We start from the raw sequence: 23,690 nt of genomic DNA on the forward strand, positions 1-23,690 counted from the left end.
TTTATGGCGGGATCCTCTTCGCCCGGCTCCGCCGTGCTCGCGATCCCGCTACGCTGTGGGCCGTTACTCGAAGCACCCCTGAAGGTTGATCAGAAGATGGCAGAACCGACGACATCCCTAGCCCCCTTGGAGCTGGACTCCCTGGTGGACCTGATGCAGCAGCAGGCTGCACGTTTTCAGGACACACCGGCGTTCATCTTCTGCCCGGAAGGCGATGCCGAAGAGGCCCGGATCACCTACCGCCAACTGGACAGTCGTGCCCGTTCCATTGCGGCGGACCTGCAGCGCCAGGGTGCCGCCGGTGAGCGGGTGCTGGTGCTGTGCCGCCCCGGGGTGGACAGCGTCGCCGGACTGTTCGGCTGTTTCTACGCCGGCGCCGTCGCGGTCCCGGTCGACGAGCACTGGCCGATCCGCCGGATCGAGACCGTCGTCCCCGAAGCGGACGCGCGTTTCGCGCTGGCGACCGCCAAGACCCAGGCCAAGATGAAGGCCGCCGTGGACGGCCTGAGTTCCGGGCCGAAGCTGACCTGGCTGGCCATGGACGAAGTCGAGGACGACGGGTCGGGCTGGGAACTGCAGGATGTCAGCGCCGACAGTCTCGCGATGATCCAGTACACGTCGGGCTCCACCGGGGTGCCGAAGGGTTGCGTCCTGACCCACCGGAACTACCTGAGCAACCTCGAGATCATGCGGTGGGCCCTGAACCCAGCCGACGACGCACCGGTGATGAACAGCCCGATCAGCGGGGTGTCGTGGCTGCCGCAGTATCACGACATGGGATTCGTCGGGGGCATCGTCGGCACCATCTACGGCGGTCGCACCACCGTGCTGATGTCGCCGAGCGCCTTTTTGATGCGCCCGATTCGCTGGATGCAGGCGATATCGCGCTACCAGGCGACGATCACCGCTGGACCCAACTTCGCCTATGAGGCCTGCGTCAAGCGCAGTACGGCAGAACAGCGCGCCGCCCTCGACCTGTCGAGCCTGTCGATCGCCGTGGTCGGCGCCGGGCCGATCAGCTCCGAGACCCTGCGATCCTTCACCGAGGCATTCGCGCCGGCCGGCTTCCGGCCCGAGGCCTTCATTCCCGCCTACGGGCTGGCCGAGGCCACGCTGGGTGTGACCGGCATGTCCAACTCGCCGGTGCCGGTGGTCACCCACTTCGACCGGAGTGCGCTCGGTGAGGACCGGGTCGTCGAGGTACAGGCCGACGCGGCTGGGGCGGTGCCCCTGGTCGCCTGCGGCGCCAAGGCGGAGACGCAGGAAGTTCTGATCGTCGATCCTGAGACCCGGTTGCGCCGCGGTCCCGAGGAAGTGGGCGAGATCTGGGTGTCGGGGCCCAGCGTCGGCGTGGGCTACTGGAATCGCCCGGAGGAGACCGAGCACGCCTTCAACGCCCACCTGGCCGACACCGACGAGGGGCCGTATCTGCGCAGCGGCGACCTGGGCTTCTTCCGGGACGGCGAACTGTACGTCACCGGCCGGTGCAAGGACTTGATGACGATCGGCGGCTACAGCCACTACCCCAACGACATCGAGCTGACCGTGCAGGCCTGCCATCCGGCGCTGATGCCCAGCCGCGGCGCGGTATTCCTGTTGCCCACCGAGCGTTACGCCCCCGAATACATGGTGGTGGTGCAGGAGGTGCACCACCACGAGGCGGTCGGGGTCGATCTGAATGAGCTGATCGAATCGATTCGGGCAGCGATCCGCGCCCACCACGGCATCGACGCGCAAGCCGTCATGCTGCTCAAGCCGATGCGGATCCCCACCACCACCAGCGGCAAGATCCAGCGCAGTGCGTGCCGCGACCAGTACGTGGCCGGTGAACTGTCGGCGTTGGCCCATTGGGCGCAGCCGCGGCCGGAGAAAGCGGCCCCGGGATTCAAGGGTGCGCTGTTGGCCGGTCTGGGGCGGATGGTCGCGTCGGCTGTGGCGCACGGCCAGAGACCGCAGGACGGGCCGGGCGGGGCCTGAGTTTTAGCCCCGCCGGGACCGCCGCTGTTGCCTGGCCGACTTGAGAGCGCTGCCCAGCAGGCCCAGGTTCGGCTTCCCGCCGCTGGCTGCTTGTTCGGGCGGTGAGGCCGGAATCCCGCCCGTGTGTCGAGCTCCCGGTAGATGCTCGGGCTCTGTCGGCGGCGCCTCCCCCGCCAGAACACCCCTACCTTAGCGCCGCCACACCCCGCAGAATATTCATTAACAAAACCCAAGAATCCTGCTTGGAATCAGGGTGCACACCGCGGTGACATGGGGATACGCCCTTCCCTTCCGATGGACATCTATCGCCTCACGTGCAATTAACCAGGGTTTTTACGACTGTTTTCCTTATAAAAATTACGGTTCGACAAAGCGGAAAACTCATGTAAGTTTAAGCAACGTCCGTAGTCAGTGTCCGTAGGAGAGCATGATGCAGCTCGCGCTTCGCCCGTACGTCACCCCCGGTGTCGCGATCGCGGGTGCCGCGTTGATCGCAGTCAACGGGGCGGTTCCCGCGGCAGTGCTGCGGCCCCAAATCGAGCCTCGGCAGGCTCTTCACCAGGTTCAACAACTCCCGGTGAAGCTCACGGCCGACTTCTTCGGACCGTGGCAGGACCTGTTCACCAACACCGCCACCAACCTGGTGGCGATGGGGCAGGACAACGGGTGGGCCAATCTGCTCGAGCAGATCTTCACGGACCCGAGCTCGCTGTCGCGGCTCCCGGAGGTCTTCGACTTCCTGACGTCGATCATGCCGTCGATCAGCGGATCCGACCCGTTGATGGTCCTGCTCTCGCCGATCCTGACCATCGGTATGGGGATCATCGGCCCGCTGGTCACCGTCAATGACGCAATGCAGGACATTCTGAACCAGATCTTCAACCCCAGTGACCCGCTGGACCCGTTCGCGGCGATCTTCACCGCCTTCCCGCGTCTGCTCGACGCGTGGCTGAACGGCACCAGCACCATCGATGTGGCGGGTCTCAGCATCCCGGCTTTCAACGGCCTGCTGGTCCCCGGTCAGAACCTGATCATCGACCAGACCGCCACCGAGTGGGCCGACAACCTCAACATCGGCGACCAGACCATCGCCAGCCTGCTCGACCAGACCGGGATCGGCACGCTGCAGGTGGCGGGGATGTTGACGGGCCTGCTGGACAGCGTCGGGCTCGGAGACGACACCCCCGTCGACGTCGTCAACGCCCTCGGCCTGGGCAGCCTTGAGGTCGCCAACGTGCTGACCACCGTCTTCGACGCGGTGGGCATCGGCAACCCCACCATCGCCGAACTCATGGACCAGCTGGGTATCGGCAACGTTCCGGTCGCCGACATCGCCATCGACTTCACCCATGCGCTGGGCTTCGACAACCCGACGATCGTCGACCTTGCTGGCGACGTCGGTTTGGCCGACCTCAAGCTGGCCGACCTGGGCATGGACGTGCTCAACGCACTGGGTATCGGAGATCCGACGGTCAACGAGCTCCTCGGTGACATCGGCGCCGGCGACCTGACGCTCAATGGCCTGCTGCAAACAGCGGTGGACGCGCTGGGTCTCGGCGGTCAAACCGCGGCGGACATCCTTGACGCGACGGGTCTCGGTACCCAGAGCACCCACGAGTTCATCACTTCGCTGCTCGGCGGGCTAGGCCTGGGCAACCAGACGATCATGGACCTGCTCAGTTCGGCTGGCATTGCCGACGCTGACCTAGGCCAGTTGGCCGCCAGCATCCTCGGCCCCTACGGCGACACCACGGTGGCCGAGGTCATGGGTTTCGCGGGCTTCGGAACGGTGACCGTCGGCAACATCACCGACCTGTTGGGCATCACCAACCTGTCGGTGGGCACCATTCTCGGCAATCTGTCCTACATCACCGGCAATCTCACGATCAACGACATGCTCGCCGCTACCGGAATGACCCCGCTGGACAAGGGTGGCGACGCCCTACTGACCGACTCCCTGGCGAGTATGACCATCGGCTCCTTCTTGGGCGACCAGTTGAACGCTCCACTCGTTTCGATGCTCGGCGCCACGGGCGAGATGACCCTCAACGAGATGATCTCCACGAACTTCTCGATGACGTTGGGTCAGATGCTCGAACAGTCGGGCATGGCCGATCAGACCCTGACCGACCTGGTGCTCGCCGGCATGCCCGACGCGCCGCTCTCGTCGCTGCTCGGCGTCATGGGCAACACCACCCTGTCGGACCTGATCAACCAGCTGGTGCCCTCTGACCAGACCATCATCGACATGCTCAGCGCGTCGGGACTGGGCGACCAGACCATGAGTGAGCTGCTCAACCAGGCCTTCGGTGACCAAACCGTCGCCAACGCACTGAACGACGGTGGCCTGGGCAGCATGCAGCTCGACGACATCATCCGGCAGGCGCTGGGACCGGGGACCGTCAACGACATGCTCAACTCGTTCGGCCTCGGCGGCCAGTCGCTCAGTGACCTGTTCGACCAGTTCTTCGGCGTCTCGACCATCGCCGACCAGATGCTCGCCCTCGGCCTGGGCGACCAGACCCTCAACGAGCTGATCGACTCGCTGTTCGGCACCTCCACGGTCAGTTCGCTGCTCGGCGACTTCGGCACCCAGACCGTCGACGAGCTCCTGACCTCCCTGGGCCTCGGGGATATGACCCTGATCAACGCGCAGATCGGCGAGTTCTGGGGCTCCGTGTCCTACTGGCTTGACGGCCTAGGGGACCAGATCACGGCGGTGCTCAGTGGCTAAGCGGCAGGCAAACGTGGCCAAGCGACAGGGAAACTTCGGAACTTCCGTCCGGGAGGGCGTCATGCAGCAATCACTTCGTCCGTACGTCACCACCGGCCTGGCTGTTGCCGGGGTGGGCTTGGTCGCGGTTCCGCCCGTGGCCTCGCATCTGCCGCAGTTGCAACATCAGATCGCGGCCACCGAGCGGCTCGACGTCGCGCTGACCGATTTCTTCTCGCCCTACACCGACCTGTTCCAGCACACGGCCGCGAACCTGCAGGCGCTGAACCAGAACTCGGTCGACATGTGGGGCCTGCTGCAGCACATCTTCGAGAACCCCCAGCAGGCGATCTCCGGTATCCCGGATGTCATCAACATCTTCACCAACGCGATGCCCAGCATCGACGTGCAGGCCTTCCCCTTCCCGGCCCAAATCGACATTGAGCTACCGCTGTGGATCAACCAGCTGCTCGCTGGCATCGGCCCGTGGGTGACGCTGGGCAACGCGTTCCAGCAGGTTCTGGACGACATCTTCGGCAACCTCCTGACCGACCCGCTGAAGTCGTTTGAGGCGCTGTTCGGCGCCCCGGCGACCCTGCTCGACGCCTTCCTCAACGGAACCTCGAGCGTCAGCTTCAGCGGCATCACCCTTCCGCTGTTCAACGGCATCCTGACCCCGGGACAGCCGATCGACGCCAACTTCAACATCGGCGACGTGGTCGACTTGTCCGGCATGGGCGACACCACCATCACCGAGCTGCTGTCGCAGGCCGGTATCGGCGATGTTCCGCTGGAAACGCTGATCATCGACCTGCTCGACGGGCTCGGCTTCGGCCACCTGACGCCGGTGGACTTGCTCAACGACATGGGCATCGGCACCCAACCGCTCTCCGACCTGCTGATCGGCGTCTTCAACGAGGCCGGCATCGGCAACCCCACCATCGCTGAGCTGTTGGAGAGCCTTGGCGGAATCCAGCCCGGCGACTCGGTCGCCAGCCTGCTGATCGCACTGCTCAACGAGACCGACATCGGCAACCCCAGCCTGTCCGAGCTCGTCCTGAGCTTGGTCGGCGGCGACGACGCCACCGTCGGTGGGCTGATCAAGGATCTGCTCGGCGCCTCCGGCAACGAATCCCTGGCCAGCCTGATCGACCCCTCCTGGACCATCGGCGGATTGCTGACCGATTCGCTGGGCGACCCCCCACTGACCGACGTCTTCGCGCAGCTGGGCCTCGGCAGCATCACCCTCGGGGCGCTCCCCGCAATGTTGGGCGACTACGGCGACCAGACCCTGGTCGACCTGCTCAACTCGGGTTTCCTCGGACCGGACATCACCGGCAGCACCCCGTTGACGGACGTGCTGCTTTCCATGTTCCCGCCCGGCGCCACCTTGGGTGACTTCATCGGCGATTACGGCAACACGACGCTCGGCGACATCTTTGAGGCGATGCCGATCGGCGAAAACACCATGGGGTTCCCCCCCGACACTCCGGTGACCGACATCCCGGTTCAGTCCTTGCTGTACACGCTTCCCAGCCCAGACCCGGCTTACGCCAACCTGGGTGACACACCGCTGGGCGTACTCGCCCCCGATCAGGCCAGCCTCCTCGAGAAGGCCGGCAACCCCACTCTCGGGGCGGTGATGGGGACCAACACCGTTGGCGAAACTCTCCAGAACCTGCACATGTACGACATCACCGTGTTCCAAGGGCTCGACGCCATGGGCCTCAGCAACTACACGCTGGAGTCGTTGTTCGACGGCCTGGGCAACCTGACCGGCAATGTCACCCTGGAGCAGTTCTTCGACGCCTGGGGCTTCGACCCGACCCTGACCGAGCTCATGACGAACGCTATCGCCGGACTGGGATTGACCGACACCACGGTGCTCTCGCTGTTCGAAGACTGGGGGATGGGCAGCGTCAGTCTGTCCGGCCTGATCGACAGTCTCGGTTTGAACGACATCTACGTCCAGTCGATTTTCAACAACCTCGGCCTGAACAACATCGACATCGACATGTTCATCGACCGCCTCGGACTGAGCAGCATCTCGATCGCCGGCATTCTCAGCGGTCTGGGCCTGGACAACCAGTCCCTCGACGACTTCATCAACAGTCTGTTGGGCGGCGTCTCGATCGACAGCATCCTCAACGGTTTGGGCCTGGACGAGGTGCACCTGGACCAGTTCATCACCGACCTGATGACCAGTGTGCTCGGCGACCCCACGCTGGGCACCTTGCTCGGCTGGATCGGTCTGGACAACTACGACCTGGACACCATCGTCTCCAACCTCGGCCTCGACGGCACGATCAACTCGTTCCTCAACGACCTCGGATTGGGCAGCCTCGACATCAATGGCCTGATTGACGGTCTGGGACTGTCCGACCTGGGCTTGCTGAGCGTCAACGGCGACTTCTTCGGCGTGGCGTCGGAGTGGCTCAACGATATTCCGAACCAGATCGCCGCAGCGTTGGGCTTCTACGGCTGAACCCGCTGAGCGGGCAAGTCGCCAAATCCAAACTTCATCACAGACAGAGCGAGCACAACTGTGGGCCACACAGATAGGAAATCCCAAATGGCAGTAGGGCGTAACACTTCGGGCAACGGTCAGCAGGGTCGGCGCGGCCGGCGACTGTTGGGGGCCAGCAGTGCCGTTGGCGCGTTTTTGGCGTTTGGGTTGTCGCCGTTGGCTTCGGCGCCTGTTGCGCATGCTGATGAGCTGGATTGGGTTGTTGATCTGGTTGGCGCGGATTTGGCTGGGGCTCTTAGTGATTTGAGTCAGGCGTCGTCGTGGGAGACGTTGTTTGATCAGGCTTCGTGGGAGCCGTTGCTGAGCAATGTGGGTTTGTCGTTTGATGCGTCGTTGGCGGGGGTGCCGGGTTCGGCTGCTGCTGATGATTGGTTTGGGTCGTTGTTCTATGACCCGTGGCATGACTTGGGTCAGGACTTCCTGAACAGTTCGTTCGGTTCGTCGGTTGCGGATTTCGTCAACTTGTTTGGTTTCGGTCAGATTCTGATCGGTAATGGTGCTGACGGTATTGATGGTGGGACGCTGGCGCAGGCTGCTGGTGGTGCTGGTGGTTTGTGGTTCGGTGATGGTGGTGCTGGTGGTACGGCCGCTGATGGCACTGGTGGTGTTGGTGGTTCGGCGGGCATGTTCGGCGATGGTGGCGCCGGTGGTGCCGGTGTTGATGGTGGTGACGGTGGCGCCGGTGGTAACGGTGGCTGGTGGATGGGTATCGGTGGTGATGGTGGTGCTGCGGGTGCTGGTATCGCTGGTGGTGCCGGTGGTGTTGGTGGTGCCGGTGGTGATGGCATTGGTTTGGCGTTCGGTTCGGGCGGTAATGGTGGTCTTGGTGGCGATGGTGCGGTGGGTGCTGCTGGGGCGGCTGTTGGTGCGGGGCTGAATGGTCTTGCCGGTGCTAATGGTGGTGCTGGTGGTAATGGTGGTGCCGGTGGTAAGGGTTCGTGGCTGATCGGTTCCGGTGGTAAGGGTGGTGCCGGTGGTGCCGGTGCCGACGGTGGTAACGGTGGCGATGGTGGCGACGGCATCAACGCCACTGTCCCCGGCGCCGATGGTGGCGCTGCTGGTAACGGCGGCAACGGTGGTGCCGGTGGTGCCGCGGGTCTCGGTGGTGCCGGTGGCTCTGGTGGTCTGCTCGGTTCGTCGGGTGTCGCGGGTGCTGGTGGCGCAGCCGGTGACGGTGGTAATGCCGGTGTCGGTGGTAACGGTGGCGACGGCGCCGACGGCGATGGCGCTCACATCGATGGTGGTGCCGGTGGGCGTGGTGGTGACGCGGGTGTGGCCGGTGCCGGTGGTGCGGGTTCGACCCCGGGTACCGCGGGTAATGCGGGTTTGGCGGCGACCGGTGGTGGTAACGGTGGCCGTGGTGGTGACGGTGCCGACGCCACCATCGCCGGTGGTGCCGGTGGTGCCGGTGGCCGTGGTGGTGACGGTGGTTCGCTGGGCAACGGTGGCGCTGGTGGTGTCGGTGGCGATGGTGCGGTCGGCGTGGCCGGGCACACCGATGCCAGTGGTGATGGCACGACTGGTCTGGCTGGTGGCGCTGGTGGTGTCGGTGGCGCTGGTGGTGCCGGTGGTTCGCAGGCCGGCAATGGTGGTGCTGGTGGTTCTGGTGGCCGCGGTGGCACCGGTGGTGTCGGTGGTGCCGGCGCTGACGGCACTGCGGGTCTGAATGCGGCTGCCGGTAGCGGTGACAACGGTGGCGACGGTGGCGACGCGGACAGCACGGCCGGTAACGGTGGGGTTGGTGGTGTTGGTGGCGACGGCGGCGCGGGTGGTACCTCGGCGCACGGCACCGCGGGAGCGCACGGTGCCGGTGGTATCGGTGGCGACGGCGGCGCCGCCGGCGCCACCGGTGTCGGTGGTAACGGTGGCGACGGTGCCGGCGGCGGGACCGGGGCGGCGGCCGGCAACGGCGGTAAGGGTGGCGCCGGCGGTGCCATCGGTAGCGGTGGCGCAGGTGGCGCAGGTGGCTCCAGCGGCGGTTCGACGCACGCGGCCTCCGGTACGGCCGGCGCAGACGGCACCGGCGGCAACGGCGGTAACGGCGGTAACGGTGGTGCCGGCGAGCTCCTTGGCGACGGCACCGTGCAGACCGGTGGCCAGGGCGGCAACGGTGGCGACGCCGGGGCGGTCGGTGACGGCGGTAATGGCGGTGCCGGCGGCAAGGGTGCGACCGGGACGGCCGGACACACGGACATCAGCGGTAACGGCACGGACGGCGGCGTCGGCGGCACCGGTGGTGCGGGTGGCATCGGTGGCGCTGGCGGTACGACTTCCGGCAACGGTGGTGCCGGTGGTTCGGGCGGCGTCGGCGGCACCGGCGGCGCCGGCGGCCACGGCCTCGACGGCGAGGCCGGTGTCGATGCGACGGCTGGCAGCGGCGGCGACGGTACGGTCGGTATCGGCGGCGGCGACAGCGGCAACGGCGGTGCCGGTGGTGTCGGCGGTCAGGGCGGTGCCGGCGGCACCGCGACCGCGGGCAACGCGGGCACTGACGGCGGCGGCGGCCAGGGTGGCATCGGTGGTGCGGCCGGTAATGCCGGCAACGGTGGTCGGGGCGGTGACGGTGCGGGTGGCGGCAACAACGCCACGGCCGGATCCGGTGCACAGGGCGGTACCGGCGGCAACCGCGGCTCGGCTGGCGCTGGTGGCGCCGGTGGCTGGAACGCAGACAACAGTGCCCAGGCGGACCAGGGCGCTGATGGTGCCGAGGGCGGCGGTGGCAACGGTGGTGCCGGCGGTCGCGGTGGAGACGGTGAACTGCTCGGTGGAACTGTGCCGCAGGCCGGCGGCAACGGCGGTGCCGGTGGTACGGCCGGTATCGGCGGCGACGGTGGTGTCGGCGGTGATGGCGGTAACGGTGCGTCGGGAATCGACGGAACGACGGTGGTCATCGATGGGACTGCGGGTGGTACCGGTGCCGTAGGCGGCAACGGCGGAGCTGGCGGCGCCGCTGGCGTGGGCTCCGGAAACGGTGGTGCCGGTGGTAACGGTGGCACCGGCGGTAACGGTGGTAACGGTGGCGCAGCCGACGACGGTTACCTACTGGACCTCGCGGGCGGCAAGGGTGGAAACGCCGGTGCCGGTGCCGCGGGCGGCAACGGTGGTGCCGGCGGTACGTCGGCGGAAGGCACCGGCGGCCAGGGTGGCGCCGGTGGTGCCGGCGGCAACGCGGGAACCGCGGCCGTTGGCGGTCAGGGAAGCGGCGGGGGTGGCGGCGCGAACGCCGGTGCCGGTGGCAACGGCGGTGATGGCGCCCTCGGCGGAGCAGGCGGCCAGGCCGGCGTTGGTGGTAATGGACTCAACGCGGGCGCGGACGGGGCCGTGGGCACTGACGGCATAGCGGCCGACGGTGCAGATGGCGGTCGCGGAGGCGACGGATACGGCCTGATAAGCGGGACGAACACCGGCCAGGGCGGTGGCGCGGGCGGTAACGGCGGTAACGCCGCTGCAGTCGGTAACGGCGGAATGGGTGGCACTGGCGGAGCCGGCGCCACGGTAGACGGCGTCACCGGTAACGACGGGCATGGCACCGACGGAGCGGTTGGTGGTATCGGCGGTGACGGTGGCCAGGGTGGTGCTGGCGGCAGCACTTCGGGTAATGGCGGTGCGGGCGGCTACGGCGGTGTCGGTGGCCAGGGTGGTGCCGGCGGCGCGGGTGCGGATGCCACGGTGGCCGACACGGACGGTGGCAACGGCGGCAACGCCGGTGCCGGCGGTGCGGGCGGTAACGGCGGCCAGGGTGGCGCGGCCACCAATGGCACAGGTGGCAATGGCGGCAACGCCGGCATCGGTGGCAATGGCGGCGTCGCGGGCGCCGGCGGTGCCGGTCTCGGTGGCGGCGGTGCGGCAAACGCGGGCAACGGCGGTAACGGCGGAAACGGTGCGGACGGAGCTGCAGCAGGCCAGGTAGGCCTGGGCGGTGCCGGCACCACCAACGGGGCGGATGGCTCCACTCGCCCCGACGGCATTGCCAGCGATGGCGGTGTCGGTGGCCAGGGCGGCGCCGGCGTGGGTCTGAGCGGCGGGGTCGGCCAGGGCGGCGGCCATGGCGGCGCTGGTGGTAACGCGGCTTCGATCGGCAACGGTGGTGCCGGTGGTGCCGGTGGTGTTGGTGCGACCGTGGACGGGATCACGGGCGGCGACGGCAATGGGACCGCGGGTGCGGTCGGTGGCGTCGGCGGTAACGGCGGCACCGGTGGTCTCGGGGGCTCGACGTCGGGCAACGGTGGTGCTGGCGGCAACGCCGGCAAGGGTGGCAACGGTGGTGCCGGCGGAGCGGGCGCGGACGCAACAGTGGCCGACACCGCGGGTGGTAACGGTGGGAACGCCGGTGCTGGCGGCCAGGGCGGTGTCGGCGGCCAGGGCGGTGGCGCTGTCGCCGGCACCGGTGGTGTAGGCGGTAACGCCGGCGACGGTGGCAACGCTGGTACGGCCGGGTCCGGTGGTAAGGGCCTCGGTGGCGGCGGCGCTGCCAACGCGGGCGCGGGCGGCGCGGGTGGCAATGGCGCCGACGGCGCCGCTGCGGGCACGGCCGGCGCCGGCGGCACCGGCACGAATGGCGACGGTGCGGACGGCAGCGATGGCCTGTCCGGTATCGGTAGCGACGGTGGCGCCGGTGGCGCAGGTGGCGCTGGTGTGGGCCAGGTGACCGGCGGCGTGGACGCTCAGGGCGGCGGTGCCGGCGGTAACGGCGGTAACGCGGCGACGGTCGGCTCCGGTGGTGCGGGCGGTAACGGCGGTGCCGGCGCTGCTGGTGACGACGGCGTCACCCTCAGCGACGGAAACGGTACGAACGGGTTGAGCGGTGGTGCCGGTGGAATCGGCGGCGTCGGCGGTGCCGGTGGAACCGACTCCGGTGATGGCGGCGCGGGTGGCCAGGGTGGCATCGGTGGTGCGGGCGGTAACGCCGGTCACGGCGCCAACGGTGTCAGTGGCACCGTCGTAACCCCCGGCAGTGGTGCATCCGGCGCGGACGGGACCAACGGGGGCAACGGTGGCGTCGGTGGAAACGGCGGCATCGGTGGTAACGGTGGTGCTGGTGGCGCGGCCAACAACGGTGCCAGCGGTGTGGACGGTTCCGGTGGCGCCGGTGGTGACGCCGGTAATGCCGGTAACGCCGGTAACGGAGGTCGCGGGGCCGACGGTGCCGGTGGCGGCACTGGCGCGGTGGCGGGCTCGGGTGGTCACGGCGGTGACGGAGGCGTCCGTGGCACCGCGGGCACGGCCGGGGCGGGTGGCTGGAATGCCGACCACAGCGCCCAGGCGGCCAGCGGCAATGCGGGTACCGCGGCGATCGGCGGCAACGGCGGGGCCGGCGGCAAGGGCGGTACCGGTGTCCTCCTCGCCGACGGCACCGCGCAGATCGGTGGCGCGGGCGGTGACGGCGGCAACGCCGGACCGGTCGGCAATGGTGGCGCCGGCGGAAACGGTGGCGCCGGCGCCGTGGGCGCGACCGGCTCAACTGCTCTGGCCAACGGCGGAACCGGTGGCAACGGCGCGGCCGGTGGCAACGCGGGCAACGGCGGTAAGGGCGGCTCGATCTCCGGCAACGGCGGTCAGGGTGGTGTCGGAGGTGCCGGCGGCAACGGTGGTGCCGGCGGCGCGGGCGTGCAAGGCCTCGCGGGAGCCGATGCTGCCGCGGGCAGCGGCGGCAACGGCGGCGACGGCACCGATGGCGGCGACGGCGGCCAGGGTGGTAACGGTGGCCAGGGCGGTAACGGTGGCCAGGGTGGTAGCGCCACCAACGGAACGGCCGGCCTCAACGGCAGCGGTGGTATCGGTGGTAACGGCGGCGCCTCCGGTCAGGCTGGTGACGGTGGCCGCGGTGGTAACGGTGCCGGCGGTGGCGTCGAAGAAACCGCAGGACACGGTGGTAACGGCGGCGCCGGTGGCGACCGCGGTGCGGCTGGCTCCGCCGGTAAGGGCGGCCTGAACGGTGACGGTGTCACCTACCGGTCCGACGGTGCGGCCGGCGTGGTTGCTGGCGGCGGCAACGGCGGCAACGGTGGCGCCGGTGGCGCGGGCCAGCTGCTCGCTGATGGCTCGACCGGCCAGGCCGGCGGCTACGGCGGTAACGGTGGCGCGGCGGGTGCGATCGGTACCGGTGGTGCGGGTGGCGCTGGTGGCGCCGGTGGCAACGGCGTGCTCGGCGTGACCGGCGGCGACGGCAACGGAACCCTCGGTGGCAACGGCGGCGTCGGTGGCTACGGCGGTACCGGTGGCGCCGGTGGCAGCGTTTCGGGCGCCGGTGGCGTCGGTGGCGCGGGTGGCACTGGCGGTAGCGGTGGCAACGGCGGCAACGGTGTGGCCGCGGGTGCCGGCAACCTCGGCGGCAACGGTGGCCAGGGCGGTAACGCCGCTGCCGGTGGCGCTGGCGGTATCGGTGGTAACGCGGGCAACGGTGCAGGTGGCGTCGGCGGCGCCGGTGGTAACGCCGGTAACGCGGGCAACGGTGGCACCGGTGGTGCCGGTGGTGACGGTGGCAGCGGCCTGGCGGCCGGCAACGGCGGCGACGGCGGTACCGGTGGTGACCGCGACCTCGGCGGCGCCGGTGGTGCGGGCGGTATCGGCCAGGGCGGCACACAGGCGGCCAGCGGTCAGGCGGGTACCAACGGTGCTGGCGGCGACGGCGGCGCCGGTGGTAACGGCGGCAACGGCGTCCTCCAGCCGGGCGATGTCGCACAAGACGGTGGCGCCGGTGGTAAGGGTGGCGCGGCCGGAGCGATCGGTACCGGTGGTGCCGGTGGTAACGGTGGCGCGGGTACTGCCGGGGTTAACGGCATCACCGACGGCCTCGGCGACGGCACGGCCGGGACCGCGGGCGGCAATGGCGGTAGCGGCGGCCAGGGTGGCGCCGGTGGTACCACCTCCGGCAACGGCGGCGCCGGTGGGCTCGGCGGTGGCGGTGGCGCGGGTGGCCACGGTGGCGCCGGTGCTAATGCGGCTAACGGCGCAAACGCGGCCAGCGGTAGTGGCGGCAACGGCGGAGACGGTGCCGACGCCACCAGCACCAACGGAAACGGTGGAGCGGGCGGTAACGGTGGTGCCGGCGGTGTCGGCGGCACGGCGACCCTCGGCGAGACCGGTGCCGCTGGTGCGGGCGGCGCGGGTGGCGCCGGTGGTAACACCGGTAACGGTGCCAACGGCGGTAACGGCGGCACCGGTGCCGGCGGCGGCATCGAGGCCATCGCCGGGTCCGGTGGCAAGGGTGGTGCCGGCGGCATCGCGGGTACGGCCGGCACCGGCGGCGCCGGGGGCCTCGGTGGCGACGGCACCGCGGCCGAAAACGGTCAAGACGGCGCTCAGCTCGGTGCCAGCGGTGGTAACGGTGGCAACGGTGGCAACGCTGCGCTGGGCCAGCAGGGTGGCAACGGCGGTAACGGTGGCGCCGGCGGCACCATTGGTCACGGCGGCGCAGGCGGCGACGGCGGTGCCGGTGCCAACGGTGTCGCGGGTATCACCGACGGGTCCGGTAACGGCACCGACGGCACGGCTGGCACCGCGGGTGGCAACGGCGGTCTCGGTGGAGTCGGTGGTTCGATCGCCGGTGACGGTGGTGTCGGTGGTAACGGTGGTGTCGGTGGTCACGGTGGCGCCGGCGGCAATGCCGCCAACGGCACCGCGGGAACCAACGCCACGGCCGGCAGCGGTGGCAACGGCGGTGTCGGTGGCGACGCCACCGGAGCGGCTGGGGCCGGTGGCGCTGGTGGCGCCGGCGGTAACGGTGGTGCCGGTGGCACCGCGACCAACGGCAACAGCGGTGCGGACGGCGCCGGCGCCGTCGGTGGCAACGGTGGCGCGGGCGGTAACGCCGGCGTCGGCGGTCGCGGTGGCGACGGCGCGGGCGGCGGCTCGAACCTGGTGGCCGGTTCCGGTGGTAAGGGCGGCAACAGCAGCAGCACCGCTGGTGCGGGCGGCGACGGAGGTGCCGGCGGCCTCGGTGGCGATGGCGTCACCCAGGCCGGCAGCGGCATCGACGGCAACGGCGGCGCGGTCGCGGTCGGTGGCACCGGTGGTAACGGTGGCAACGGCACGGTGCTGGGCAGCGGCCTGGCGCAGGCCGGTGGTAACGGCGGTACCGGCGGTAGCGCCACAGGCGAGTACGGCAACGGCGGCACCGGCGGTAACGGTGGCACCGGTGCCAATGGAACCGCGGGTACCAGCGCCGCAAACGGTGCCGGAGCTGCCGGCGGCAACGGCGGTAACGGCGGTTCGGCGGCCCAACACGGCAACGGCGGCACCGGCGGCAACGCCGGCAACGGTGGCAATGCCGGCGCCAACACCTCGGTCGCCGCGAACGGCGCCACGGGTACCCAGCCCAAGGACCCGAACGGCAACGCCATGCCCGGTGGCACCGGCGGCGCCGGCGTCAAGGGTGCCACCGGGTACGCCGGTGGAGCGGGCGGCACCGGCGGTGTCGGTGGTGCCGGCGGCACCCTGACCGGTGACGGCGGCAAGGGCGGTCTCGGCGGCAGCGGCGGGATCGGCGGCACCGGCGGTACCGGCGGTAACGGCGGCACCGGTGGTGCCGGTGGTGCCGGTGGTCTCGGCCTTCCCGGGCGTACCGGCGGTACCGGTGGTGTCGGCGGCCAGGGCGGCGACGGCGGCGTCGGCGGCGCGGCCGGTCAGGGCGGTGCCGGCGGTGTCGCGCTGGGCGATGGGAAGTCCGGCGAACACGGCGCCGGCGGGTTCGGCGGTAAGGGCGGTGTTGGCGGTAAGGCCGGTGTCGGCGGCACCGGCGGTGCCGGTGGTGCCGGGTACAACGGCATCGTCGGTCAGGGCACCGGCGGTGGCGGTACCGGCGGCAGCGGTGGCGCCGGTGGCCAGGGTGGCACCGGCGGTCAGGGCGGTCTCAACGCCGACGGCACCACCGCTCAAGGCGGTTCCGGTGGTATGGGCGGCAAGGGCGGTAACGGTGTCAACGGTGCCTCCAAGCCCAGCAAGTCCAACTGGGCAGGCTCGGGTGGCAGCGGCGGCCAGGGTGGTGCAGGTGGTACCAATGGCGACGGTGTCGCCGGTTCGCCAGGTACTGCTGGTGTCACCGGCGGCAAGGCCAACGGTGGCACTATCGGTCAGGGTGGCGCCGGCGGCGCCGGCGGTACAGGAGCACCGTAGCCGGCCGCCGGTCCCGGGAGTTCTGGGCAAGGGTGAAAGAACGTACGAATCCCCGGTCCGACACTTTGGTGTCGGGTCCGGGGATTCGTCGTTGTTTGCTAGGCGGCCGGTAGCGACAAATGGGCGGTGACGGATGAATATCCGTCACCGCCCATTTCCGTCGGCGCGTTAGGGCGTGTCGCGATAGCCAGGCATGTCTTCCGGTGACCGCAGCCAGGCGAAGAGCGCGATATGCTGATCCCACTTGGCCATGTAATGCTCGCCGAGGAAGGTTCCGCCGCGTCGCTCCCAGAACCGGCGACCGTACGAGCCCTCACCGGCATTGGTGTCTCCGATGATCCGTCGGCATTCCGGCTCGGCTGCGAAAATGCTGGAGACCAAGGGGCCGAAGATGTTCTTGCCGTGGCCCTTTTCGACCGCGGCGGCGTCTGCCATGGCTCCGTGCAAGCCCACATCGTAGGGAAGGGCGTCGTACACGGTAGCCAGGTCGTCTTTGGCCACCCGAAACAGCTCCATATATCCGAGGGGCTCCCCGTGGAGGAGCCAGATGTATGGGCGTGAGTAGGCGCCGTCGAACTGGGTTTGCAGGTGACGGCGCCATTCGTCGGGTGGATAGGCGTAACCCCAGGTTTCGGCCAGGTGCGGCCGGTTCATCCACTCCGAGATCATCTCGGCGTCGCCGGGCTGGTCTGCGAAACGAACACTGTAAGGATGGGCGAGGATCGGCAGGGGCGGCGGCGGAACGGCCAAGAGGTAGTCACTCAGGCCGACCCGTTCCCGCGGCATGCGTGTACTCATCGCGCGCCCGAATCCGTTGTGGCCGAATCGACTTGAGTGGTCATTGCAAGTGCCTCCTGGGCATCCGTTGACAATCGGTTTTCGGCAATAATCGTACGTCGACCCCCCGGGGCGAGCGGGCGTGTTTGCACGGCAACACACCGCGAAAACTGGCATTCTGCGCACGCTCGGCACTCAGACCGTCAGAACAACCTTCCCCGTTACTTCGCCCGCCGACAGCATCCGATGCGCCTCGGCGGCCTGCTCGATGGGCAGCCGCGCACCGATCACCGGCTTGATGCGGCCGTCGCCGACCATCGGCCACACCGAGGTGGTAACGGCGTCGACGATCACGCCCTTGCCGTGCGGGCCGTCCACCGGCCGGCCCCGCACTGCGGTCCCGATCACCCGAGCGCGCTTGGTGATCAGCTTCCCGATGTTCAGCTCGCCCTTGACGCCGCCCTGCATGCCGATGATGACCAACCGCCCGTCGTTGGCCAGCGCGTCGACATTGCGGTCCAGGTAGGCCGCCCCCATGATGTCCAGGATCACATCGGCCCCACCGGCCTCGCGGACTCGCGCGACGAAGTCTTCGTCGCGGTAGTTGACGGTGATCTCCGCGCCCAGCTCGCGGCAGAACGCCAACTTGGCCTCCGACCCGGCGGTGACGGCCACCCATGCCCCGAGTTGACGTGCCACCTGAATGGCGTGAGTGCCGATGCCGCTCGCCCCGCCATGCATCAGCAGCAGCTGCCCCTCCGACAGGCCGGCCGTAAGCACCAGGTTCGACCAGACTGTGCAGGCCACCTCCGGCAGGCCCGCAGCGTCCACCAGGTCCACCCCGTCCGGTATCGGCAGCACCTGAGGGGCGGGAACCGCGACGTACTCGGCGTAGCCGCCCCCGGCCAACAACGCACAAACCTGTTGTCCGATCGTCCAATCAGATACCTCGTCACCCACTGCGGCGATGACGCCGGAAACCTCCAGGCCGAGGGTGTCGCTGGCCCCGGGCGGGGGAGGATACAAACCCGCCGCCTGCAGCAGATCGGCCCGGTTCACCCCGGCCGCGACTACCCGAATCAGCACCTCGCCCGGGGCTGGTTGAAGATCGTCGACCTCTCGCCAAGCGAGGACGTCGGGGGATTCGGCGATGATGGCGCGCATGTCCGACACGCTACTACCGGTCCGACACCGTCGAAAACGATGAGGAACCCTAACCGTGTCGCTTAGCATGACGCTGTGCAGCGCCACGATCGCCGCCGGACGGGGAGTGATTTACCCGGCTTGGATCTCGCCGAACGTCAAGCATGGCAACATTATTTGGAGGCTGTGCTGCGATTCGACGCGGCGCTGAACCGGGTGTTGAACACTGATCATCAACTGTCGGTGATTGACTTGCGGGTGCTCGACATCCTGGCCAAGTCCTCGGACGGATCTGCCCGGATGGGTGATCTGGCCGAACTGCTGGGCGCGACTCGGCGTCAGATGACGAAGCGGATCGACCGTTTGGGAGAGCGGGGACTGGTGCGCCGCGAGCCCGATCCGAAGGACAGACGCGGGGTTGTCGCTCTTCTCAACCACGCCGGCCGGACGATCATCGCCCCGGCGATCATCAGCTACGCGGAAGCCGTGTCGACGTACCTACTCGGATCGCTGTCGACTCGCCAGATCAGCACTGTTGCGGAGAACTGTTGGCGCATCGGCGAGGGGCTGCGGCTTGACGAGTTACGGCGCACATTAGTCGGTGCCGGCCCACCGGTTCCCGTTCACATTGGTGCCCAAGCCTTTCCGGAGGCGCCCACGTGTTATCTACCCGGGGTCGACGATGCCGGGAAGCGTTGCTGGCATCAGTTCATGTCGTCGTCGGCGACGCTGTTCCCGGTCTTGAACGCCCGATTGGTCGAGGCGATCCAGCTTGCCCTGATCGACATTCTGCTGTTGGATCTGATCGCGAAGTCACCGGGCGGATCAGCGCCGATGAGCGTTTTGGCCAAAGCGTGTGCATTGCAGCCCAGCCGGCTGACCCAGCAGATCAGCCGCCTGGAGTCCGAAGGACTGGTGCGCCGCGGCCCCGGGCAGGGGGATCGGCGGCGCGTGGTTGTTGCTATTACGCTGCACGGCCGAGTGCGATTAGGACCGGCACTTGCGTTCTACGCCAGGGAAATTCGCAGGCATTACTTGAACCCGATGTCGCGCCAGCAGGCAATCGCGCTCGGCGACGCGTGCCGTCGGATCAGCGTGCCTCTCAAAGCCGGTGCCGAGCGGTCGGCGCGGGCGGATCGTCGAAGTTCGGCGAGAGTGACGGCGGTCGAAGGCGACATCGGTCACCGGTGAGGCGCCACCGAGTCTAACGGCGTTGCCGCCCAGTCGCATTGTGGTTTCCCGTGTTTCCACAGTTTGCTAAAACTCGATCACGTGGTTCCGCATGGGGCACAAGCGGAATGGCTACCCACTGGTAATTACCGTTTGAAACAGTTGGGGCCGGTGCAGTGGATGATCGGGCGCTCCCGATTTCGGTGCTGACCAGGGAATTCAAGCTCAGTCGAAGCGCCTTCGCGTGACGTCACCTCAAACGTCTTCGGGGATAACAGCGTTCGATTAGAGACACTCAGCCCTCGCTTAGTTACGTTCATCGCTGTTCAGTGCCTCACCAATCCACCTGCCGAGGAGTTCCCCTTGCACGCCACCGTTCGCCCCTATGCCACCGCTGGCGTGGCTCTGGTCGGAGCCAGTCTTGTTGCGGTCACTCCGTTGTCTGCGCCGGTGCCGGTTCGGTCTGACATCCAGTCCCACGCAGTCGCGTTGACGGGGGCGTTCCAGGATGTCCTCAATGCCGCGTCGGCGAATGTCACGACGATGCTCAACAACTGGTATCTGGCGCCCGGAGTGGGGATGCAACAGTTTTGGGCCAACCAGATGGACTACTGGGATCGCCTACTCAACAATCCGTCGGGTTCCACCAACGATGTCAACGAGCAGATCCAGCTGCACCTGAACGCCGTGGTCTCCGGCTGGGCATTGCAGAACGAGACCGACGCGACGCACTCCACGGTGCTCAACCACACGATGGACGGCACGCATGCGCTGATGTTCGGCCAGATCGGCGGGTATATCCCGGCCGATGTCGATGCCAGCCAGATCATGCCGATCATCGACTACCTGGGGTCGCCCGCCAGTGCGGTGCTGATGGGGATGATCGGACCGGGGATCAGCCCGTGGGTGGCGTTGCTCAACAGCATCACCGACCACGACAGCCTGGGCGACACCCTGATCAATATGGGCGGCGCCTTCTTCAACGGCGCCACCTTGAACCTGGACGCACTGTTGCCGATGATCAACGGGTTCGGGGTATTTCCCGCGGGGATGAACATGGATCACCTGGACATCGCCTTCGGTGGACTGTTGTCGCCGGGCGCGGTCGCGGTCGGCCCGTATCAGGTGCTCGGCCCCGGTGGCGAGGTCGCCGCATCGGTGCCCGCGGTCGGCGGGTCGATCTTCCAAAGTGTCGGTATCGAATTCAGCGGAGTGCCGGTTCTAGGAACCCTCGATCTCAACAGTGCCGGCATCGGGCCGATCGCGGCCTGGCAGGCCTGGGGTCAAACCGTCGGCGCCCTGCTCGGGTCGGGCTGGGATGGCAAGGGCCCGGTCGTGGTCACCCCGCCGTTGGCTGGTGCGGAGCTGCCCCTGCTGCCCACCGACGCCCTCGACGACGGCGGCACCGGTGCGGCGACTGATGCGTTCGGCTGGCTGGGCGACCTGCTCGGCCTCTGACCCCCCGAAAATCTTTTTCCCCCAACTTCTTAGAGAGGTTTCCCTCACGATGAATCGCGATCGCACTATCCGGAGCCACTCCCGGGCAATCGGAGCCGCCAGTGCAGTGGGCGCATTCCTGGCGTTCGGAATGGTCCCGCTGAGCGTGGCGCCGCCGACTCAGGCCGACGAATTCGATTGGATCGTTGATCTTTTCGATTCCTCTGCGTGGCTGGCCGCCGGGCCGGCCGACGCCGGCACCTTTGACTGGACCATCATGCTGGATCAGTGGTTCTACGAGCCGATCCACGCTTCCGTGGAGGGCTGGATCAACAGTGATTTCGGGGAGCTGGTCAACGGCTGGATCAATACCTCGGCCGGCCAGTTCCTGATCGGTGATGGCACCGATGGCACCGAAGCCAACCCCGATGGTGGCAACGGTGGGCTGTGGTTCGGCGATGGCGGAGACGGTTGGGACAGCACGACGGCCGGTGTTGCCGGTGGTGCTGGCGGCAATGCGGCCGGCTGGCTGGGCAACGGCGGGGCCGGTGGCGACGGTGGTGCGGGAGCCGACGGTGGTGACGGCGGAGCCGGCGGCATCTGGATGGGCAACGGCGGCGCCGGCGGTGCTGGCGGTGTCGCAACCGATGCCGTGGCCAACGGCGGTAACGGCGGCAACGGCGGGGATGCTTCTGCCTGGTTCTTCGGCAACGGCGGAGACGGTGGTCTCGGCGCGGCCGGAGCAACGGGTGTCGCGGGAACCTACGCCAACGGCGGTGACGGCAACGGCACCGGCGGAGGCAACGGCGGCAACGGCGGCAACGGCGGGCGCAGCAGCTTCATGTTCGGCAATGGCGGCAGCGGTGGCAACGCAGGGGATGCGGGGGCCGGGGGCAATGGCGCTGCCGGCACCGCCGATCACGTCAATGGCGGCAACGGCGGCAACGGCGGCTGGAACGGCGGTAGCGCGGGTGCAGGCGGTGGCCGAGGCTCGTCCATCTACACCAGCCCCATGTACGGGCACCCCGGACAGGCTGGCATGGCCGGCGATGGCGGCGATGGCGGCGCCGGCGGCAACGCCTACCAAGACGCCACCGGTCACTACCTCGGCAACGGCGGCGACGGCAGCTACGGCGGCGACGCCGGCACCGGAGAAGGCGCCAACGGTGGAAACGGCGGCACTGGCGGCACCGGCCTCAACGGTGGCAACGGAGGCGACGGCGGCGGCAGCTGGAACTACGGCACCGGCAACGGCGGCAACGGTGGTAACGGCGGAGATGCCACCGCCGGCCAGGCTGGCAACGGCGGCGAAGGCGGCGCCACCTTGGGCGGTGCCAGCGGCGGTGGCGGTAACGGCGGCAACGGCGCCACCGACGACGCAGACGTGAAGACCATCGGTGGAAACGGCGGTAACGGCGGCTTCATCGGAGGGAAGCTCCCCGGCGGTGCCGGAGGTAACGGCGGCACCGGTACCTACGCCGGCGGCAACGGCGGTGCTGGCGGAGATGGCGGCGGAAACGGCGGCAACGGCGGCATCAGTACCGGCTGGAACGACGGGGCCGGCACCATCTGGAGTCGAGGCGGTAATGGTGGCGACGGCGGCGCCGGCATCATCGGCTACGCCCCCGTGGCCGGCGGTGCTGGAGGCGTCGGTGGGGCCGGCGGTGACGGCGCCACCGGTACCGGAGTGGTCAGCGCGGGCGGCAACGGCGGTAACGGTGGTAGCGGAGGAGGTACCGCCGGCGGGAATACGGCCGGCAATGGTGGCAGCGGCGGCAGCGGCGGCAGCGGTACGGCCTCCGGCGGCAACGGTGGTGCCGGCGGCGCCGGCGGAACCGCGTCTGTCCCCCTTACCGGTGGCGAAGGCGGCATCGCCGGGAATGGTGGGGCTGGCGGCGCCGGTGGCGACAGCGGCGGTGTCACCTTGCCCGCCGACAACCCCTACGGCCTCGGACCCAGCCATGCGGGTAATGGCGGTGACGGCGGCGTGGGCGGAACCGGGACCATCGGCGCCAGCGGCAACGGCGGGGCCGGCGGCAACGGTGGTAATGCGCACGGCACTGTGAACGCCGGCAGCGGTGGCAACGGGGGCGCCGGCGGCACGGGTGCGGACGGCGCGCCCGCGGCCAGCCCCGCGCACGGGCCCGGTGGTGCCGGCCGCGACGGTGGTACCGCCGGTAACGGCGGCCAGGGCGGAACCGGCGGCACGGCTGTCTCCGGAACCGGCGGAAACGGCGGTACTGGTGGAGCGGGCGGCACTGGTGGAGCTGGCAGCAAGGGCGGCAACGGCGGCACCGACGCGGGCGGCAACACGCTGCCCGGTGGCAGCGGCGGCGATGGCGGTACCGGCGGTAACGGCGCGGCCGGTGGCGCGGGCGGCACCAGCACCAACGGGACCAACGGGGCCCATGGCGCGGCCGGTGCGGCCGGCGCAGGTGGAGCGGGCGGCGCGGCCGGGAACGGCACTCCGCCGGGCCAGCCCGGCACCAACGGCGGTAGCGGTCAACCCGGCTGACCCGGTGACGAGCAGACGCAGACTCGCACTAAAGGCGCCGTGCGCGTGCGAGTTTGCGTCTGCTCGGAAGCACCGATCCGGCCAAGGTACGATTTCCCGCGGTGGCGTGGCAGAGCGGCCTAATGCACTCGCCTTGAAAGCGAGAGACGGCTAACACCGTCCGGGGGTTCAAATCCCTCCGCCACCGCCATGTGATGAGTCGGGTCATGGGTTACACATGAGTCGCGTCATCGGTTACAGATTGCCCCGGCTTTTGCCGGGGTTTTTCTGTTTGTTGGGCCAGTAGTTGCGGTCCGGGTCGATGTGGTGGCTGGCGA

The 23,690-nt window shown here is 68.8% G+C and carries 9 protein-coding genes and 1 tRNA gene; 8 read left to right on the top strand and 2 right to left on the bottom strand.

The features are described 5' to 3' along the window. The first annotated feature begins 96 nt into the window (after positions 1–96). The 4 genes from ABW16_RS18420 to ABW16_RS27865 all read left to right on the top strand — a co-directional run bounded on the left by ABW16_RS18420 (position 97) and on the right by ABW16_RS27865 (position 16,331). Positions 97–1,977, top strand: coding sequence for a fatty acyl-AMP ligase (locus tag ABW16_RS18420; RefSeq protein WP_047320640.1), 1,881 nt, complete (start codon positions 97–99; stop codon positions 1,975–1,977). 430 nt (positions 1,978–2,407) lie between these two features. After that, on the top strand, positions 2,408–4,711 hold the full coding sequence (locus ABW16_RS18425) for a hypothetical protein (protein ID WP_047320655.1): 2,304 nt from the start codon (positions 2,408–2,410) through the stop codon (positions 4,709–4,711). Between the two features lie 61 nt (positions 4,712–4,772). Then, positions 4,773–7,175: a hypothetical protein gene (locus tag ABW16_RS18430; RefSeq protein ID WP_047320641.1), complete on the top strand. Its 2,403-nt coding sequence runs from the start codon at positions 4,773–4,775 to the stop codon at positions 7,173–7,175. Positions 7,176–7,487: 312 nt separating this feature from the next. After that, positions 7,488–16,331: a hypothetical protein gene (locus ABW16_RS27865; RefSeq protein ID WP_157864262.1), complete on the top strand. Its 8,844-nt coding sequence runs from the start codon at positions 7,488–7,490 to the stop codon at positions 16,329–16,331. 168 nt (positions 16,332–16,499) lie between these two features. Here ABW16_RS27865 and ABW16_RS18455 read toward each other — a convergent pair whose 3' ends face one another. Together ABW16_RS18455 and ABW16_RS18460 are read right to left on the bottom strand one after the other, a co-directional pair. Then, positions 16,500–17,129 carry a GNAT family N-acetyltransferase gene (locus ABW16_RS18455; protein ID WP_047320642.1) on the bottom strand — a complete coding sequence of 210 codons (630 nt, stop codon included), beginning with the start codon at positions 17,127–17,129 and terminating at the stop codon, positions 16,500–16,502. Between the two features lie 174 nt (positions 17,130–17,303). Further along, positions 17,304–18,272: an NAD(P)H-quinone oxidoreductase gene (locus ABW16_RS18460; RefSeq protein ID WP_200900686.1), complete on the bottom strand. Its 969-nt coding sequence runs from the start codon at positions 18,270–18,272 to the stop codon at positions 17,304–17,306. A 75-nt stretch (positions 18,273–18,347) separates the two neighbouring features. Between ABW16_RS18460 and ABW16_RS23975 the strand changes: the two genes are divergently transcribed. The 4 genes from ABW16_RS23975 to ABW16_RS18480 all read left to right on the top strand — a co-directional run bounded on the left by ABW16_RS23975 (position 18,348) and on the right by ABW16_RS18480 (position 23,563). Continuing rightward, positions 18,348–19,442 (top strand): MarR family winged helix-turn-helix transcriptional regulator, encoded by a 1,095-nt coding sequence (locus ABW16_RS23975; protein WP_082134191.1) that lies wholly within the window; start codon positions 18,348–18,350, stop codon positions 19,440–19,442. A 342-nt stretch (positions 19,443–19,784) separates the two neighbouring features. Then, entirely contained in the window at positions 19,785–20,879 is a 1,095-nt protein-coding gene (gjpA, locus tag ABW16_RS18470) for an outer membrane porin GjpA (RefSeq protein WP_047320644.1), read from the top strand. 106 nt (positions 20,880–20,985) lie between these two features. Then, positions 20,986–23,373: a PGRS repeat-containing protein gene (locus tag ABW16_RS28035; RefSeq protein WP_052956991.1), complete on the top strand. Its 2,388-nt coding sequence runs from the start codon at positions 20,986–20,988 to the stop codon at positions 23,371–23,373. A 100-nt stretch (positions 23,374–23,473) separates the two neighbouring features. Beyond that, positions 23,474–23,563 (top strand) — tRNA-Ser (locus ABW16_RS18480). The last annotated feature ends 127 nt before the right edge of the window (positions 23,564–23,690 follow it).

Source organism: Mycolicibacter heraklionensis (genome assembly GCF_001021505.1).
Classification (GTDB): Bacteria; Actinomycetota; Actinomycetes; order Mycobacteriales; family Mycobacteriaceae; genus Mycobacterium; species Mycobacterium heraklionense.

Bases quoted from the DNA above. Each gene is read 5' to 3' on its own strand.
- ABW16_RS18455 (WP_047320642.1), bottom strand. From the start codon at position 17,129: ATGAGTACACGCATGCCGCGGGAACGGGTCGGCCTGAGTGACTACCTC.
- ABW16_RS18420 (WP_047320640.1), top strand. From the start codon at position 97: ATGGCAGAACCGACGACATCCCTAGCCCCCTTGGAGCTGGACTCCCTG.
- ABW16_RS18460 (WP_200900686.1), bottom strand. From the start codon at position 18,272: ATGCGCGCCATCATCGCCGAATCCCCCGACGTCCTCGCTTGGCGAGAG.
- ABW16_RS18430 (WP_047320641.1), top strand. From the start codon at position 4,773: ATGCAGCAATCACTTCGTCCGTACGTCACCACCGGCCTGGCTGTTGCC.
- ABW16_RS18425 (WP_047320655.1), top strand. From the start codon at position 2,408: ATGCAGCTCGCGCTTCGCCCGTACGTCACCCCCGGTGTCGCGATCGCG.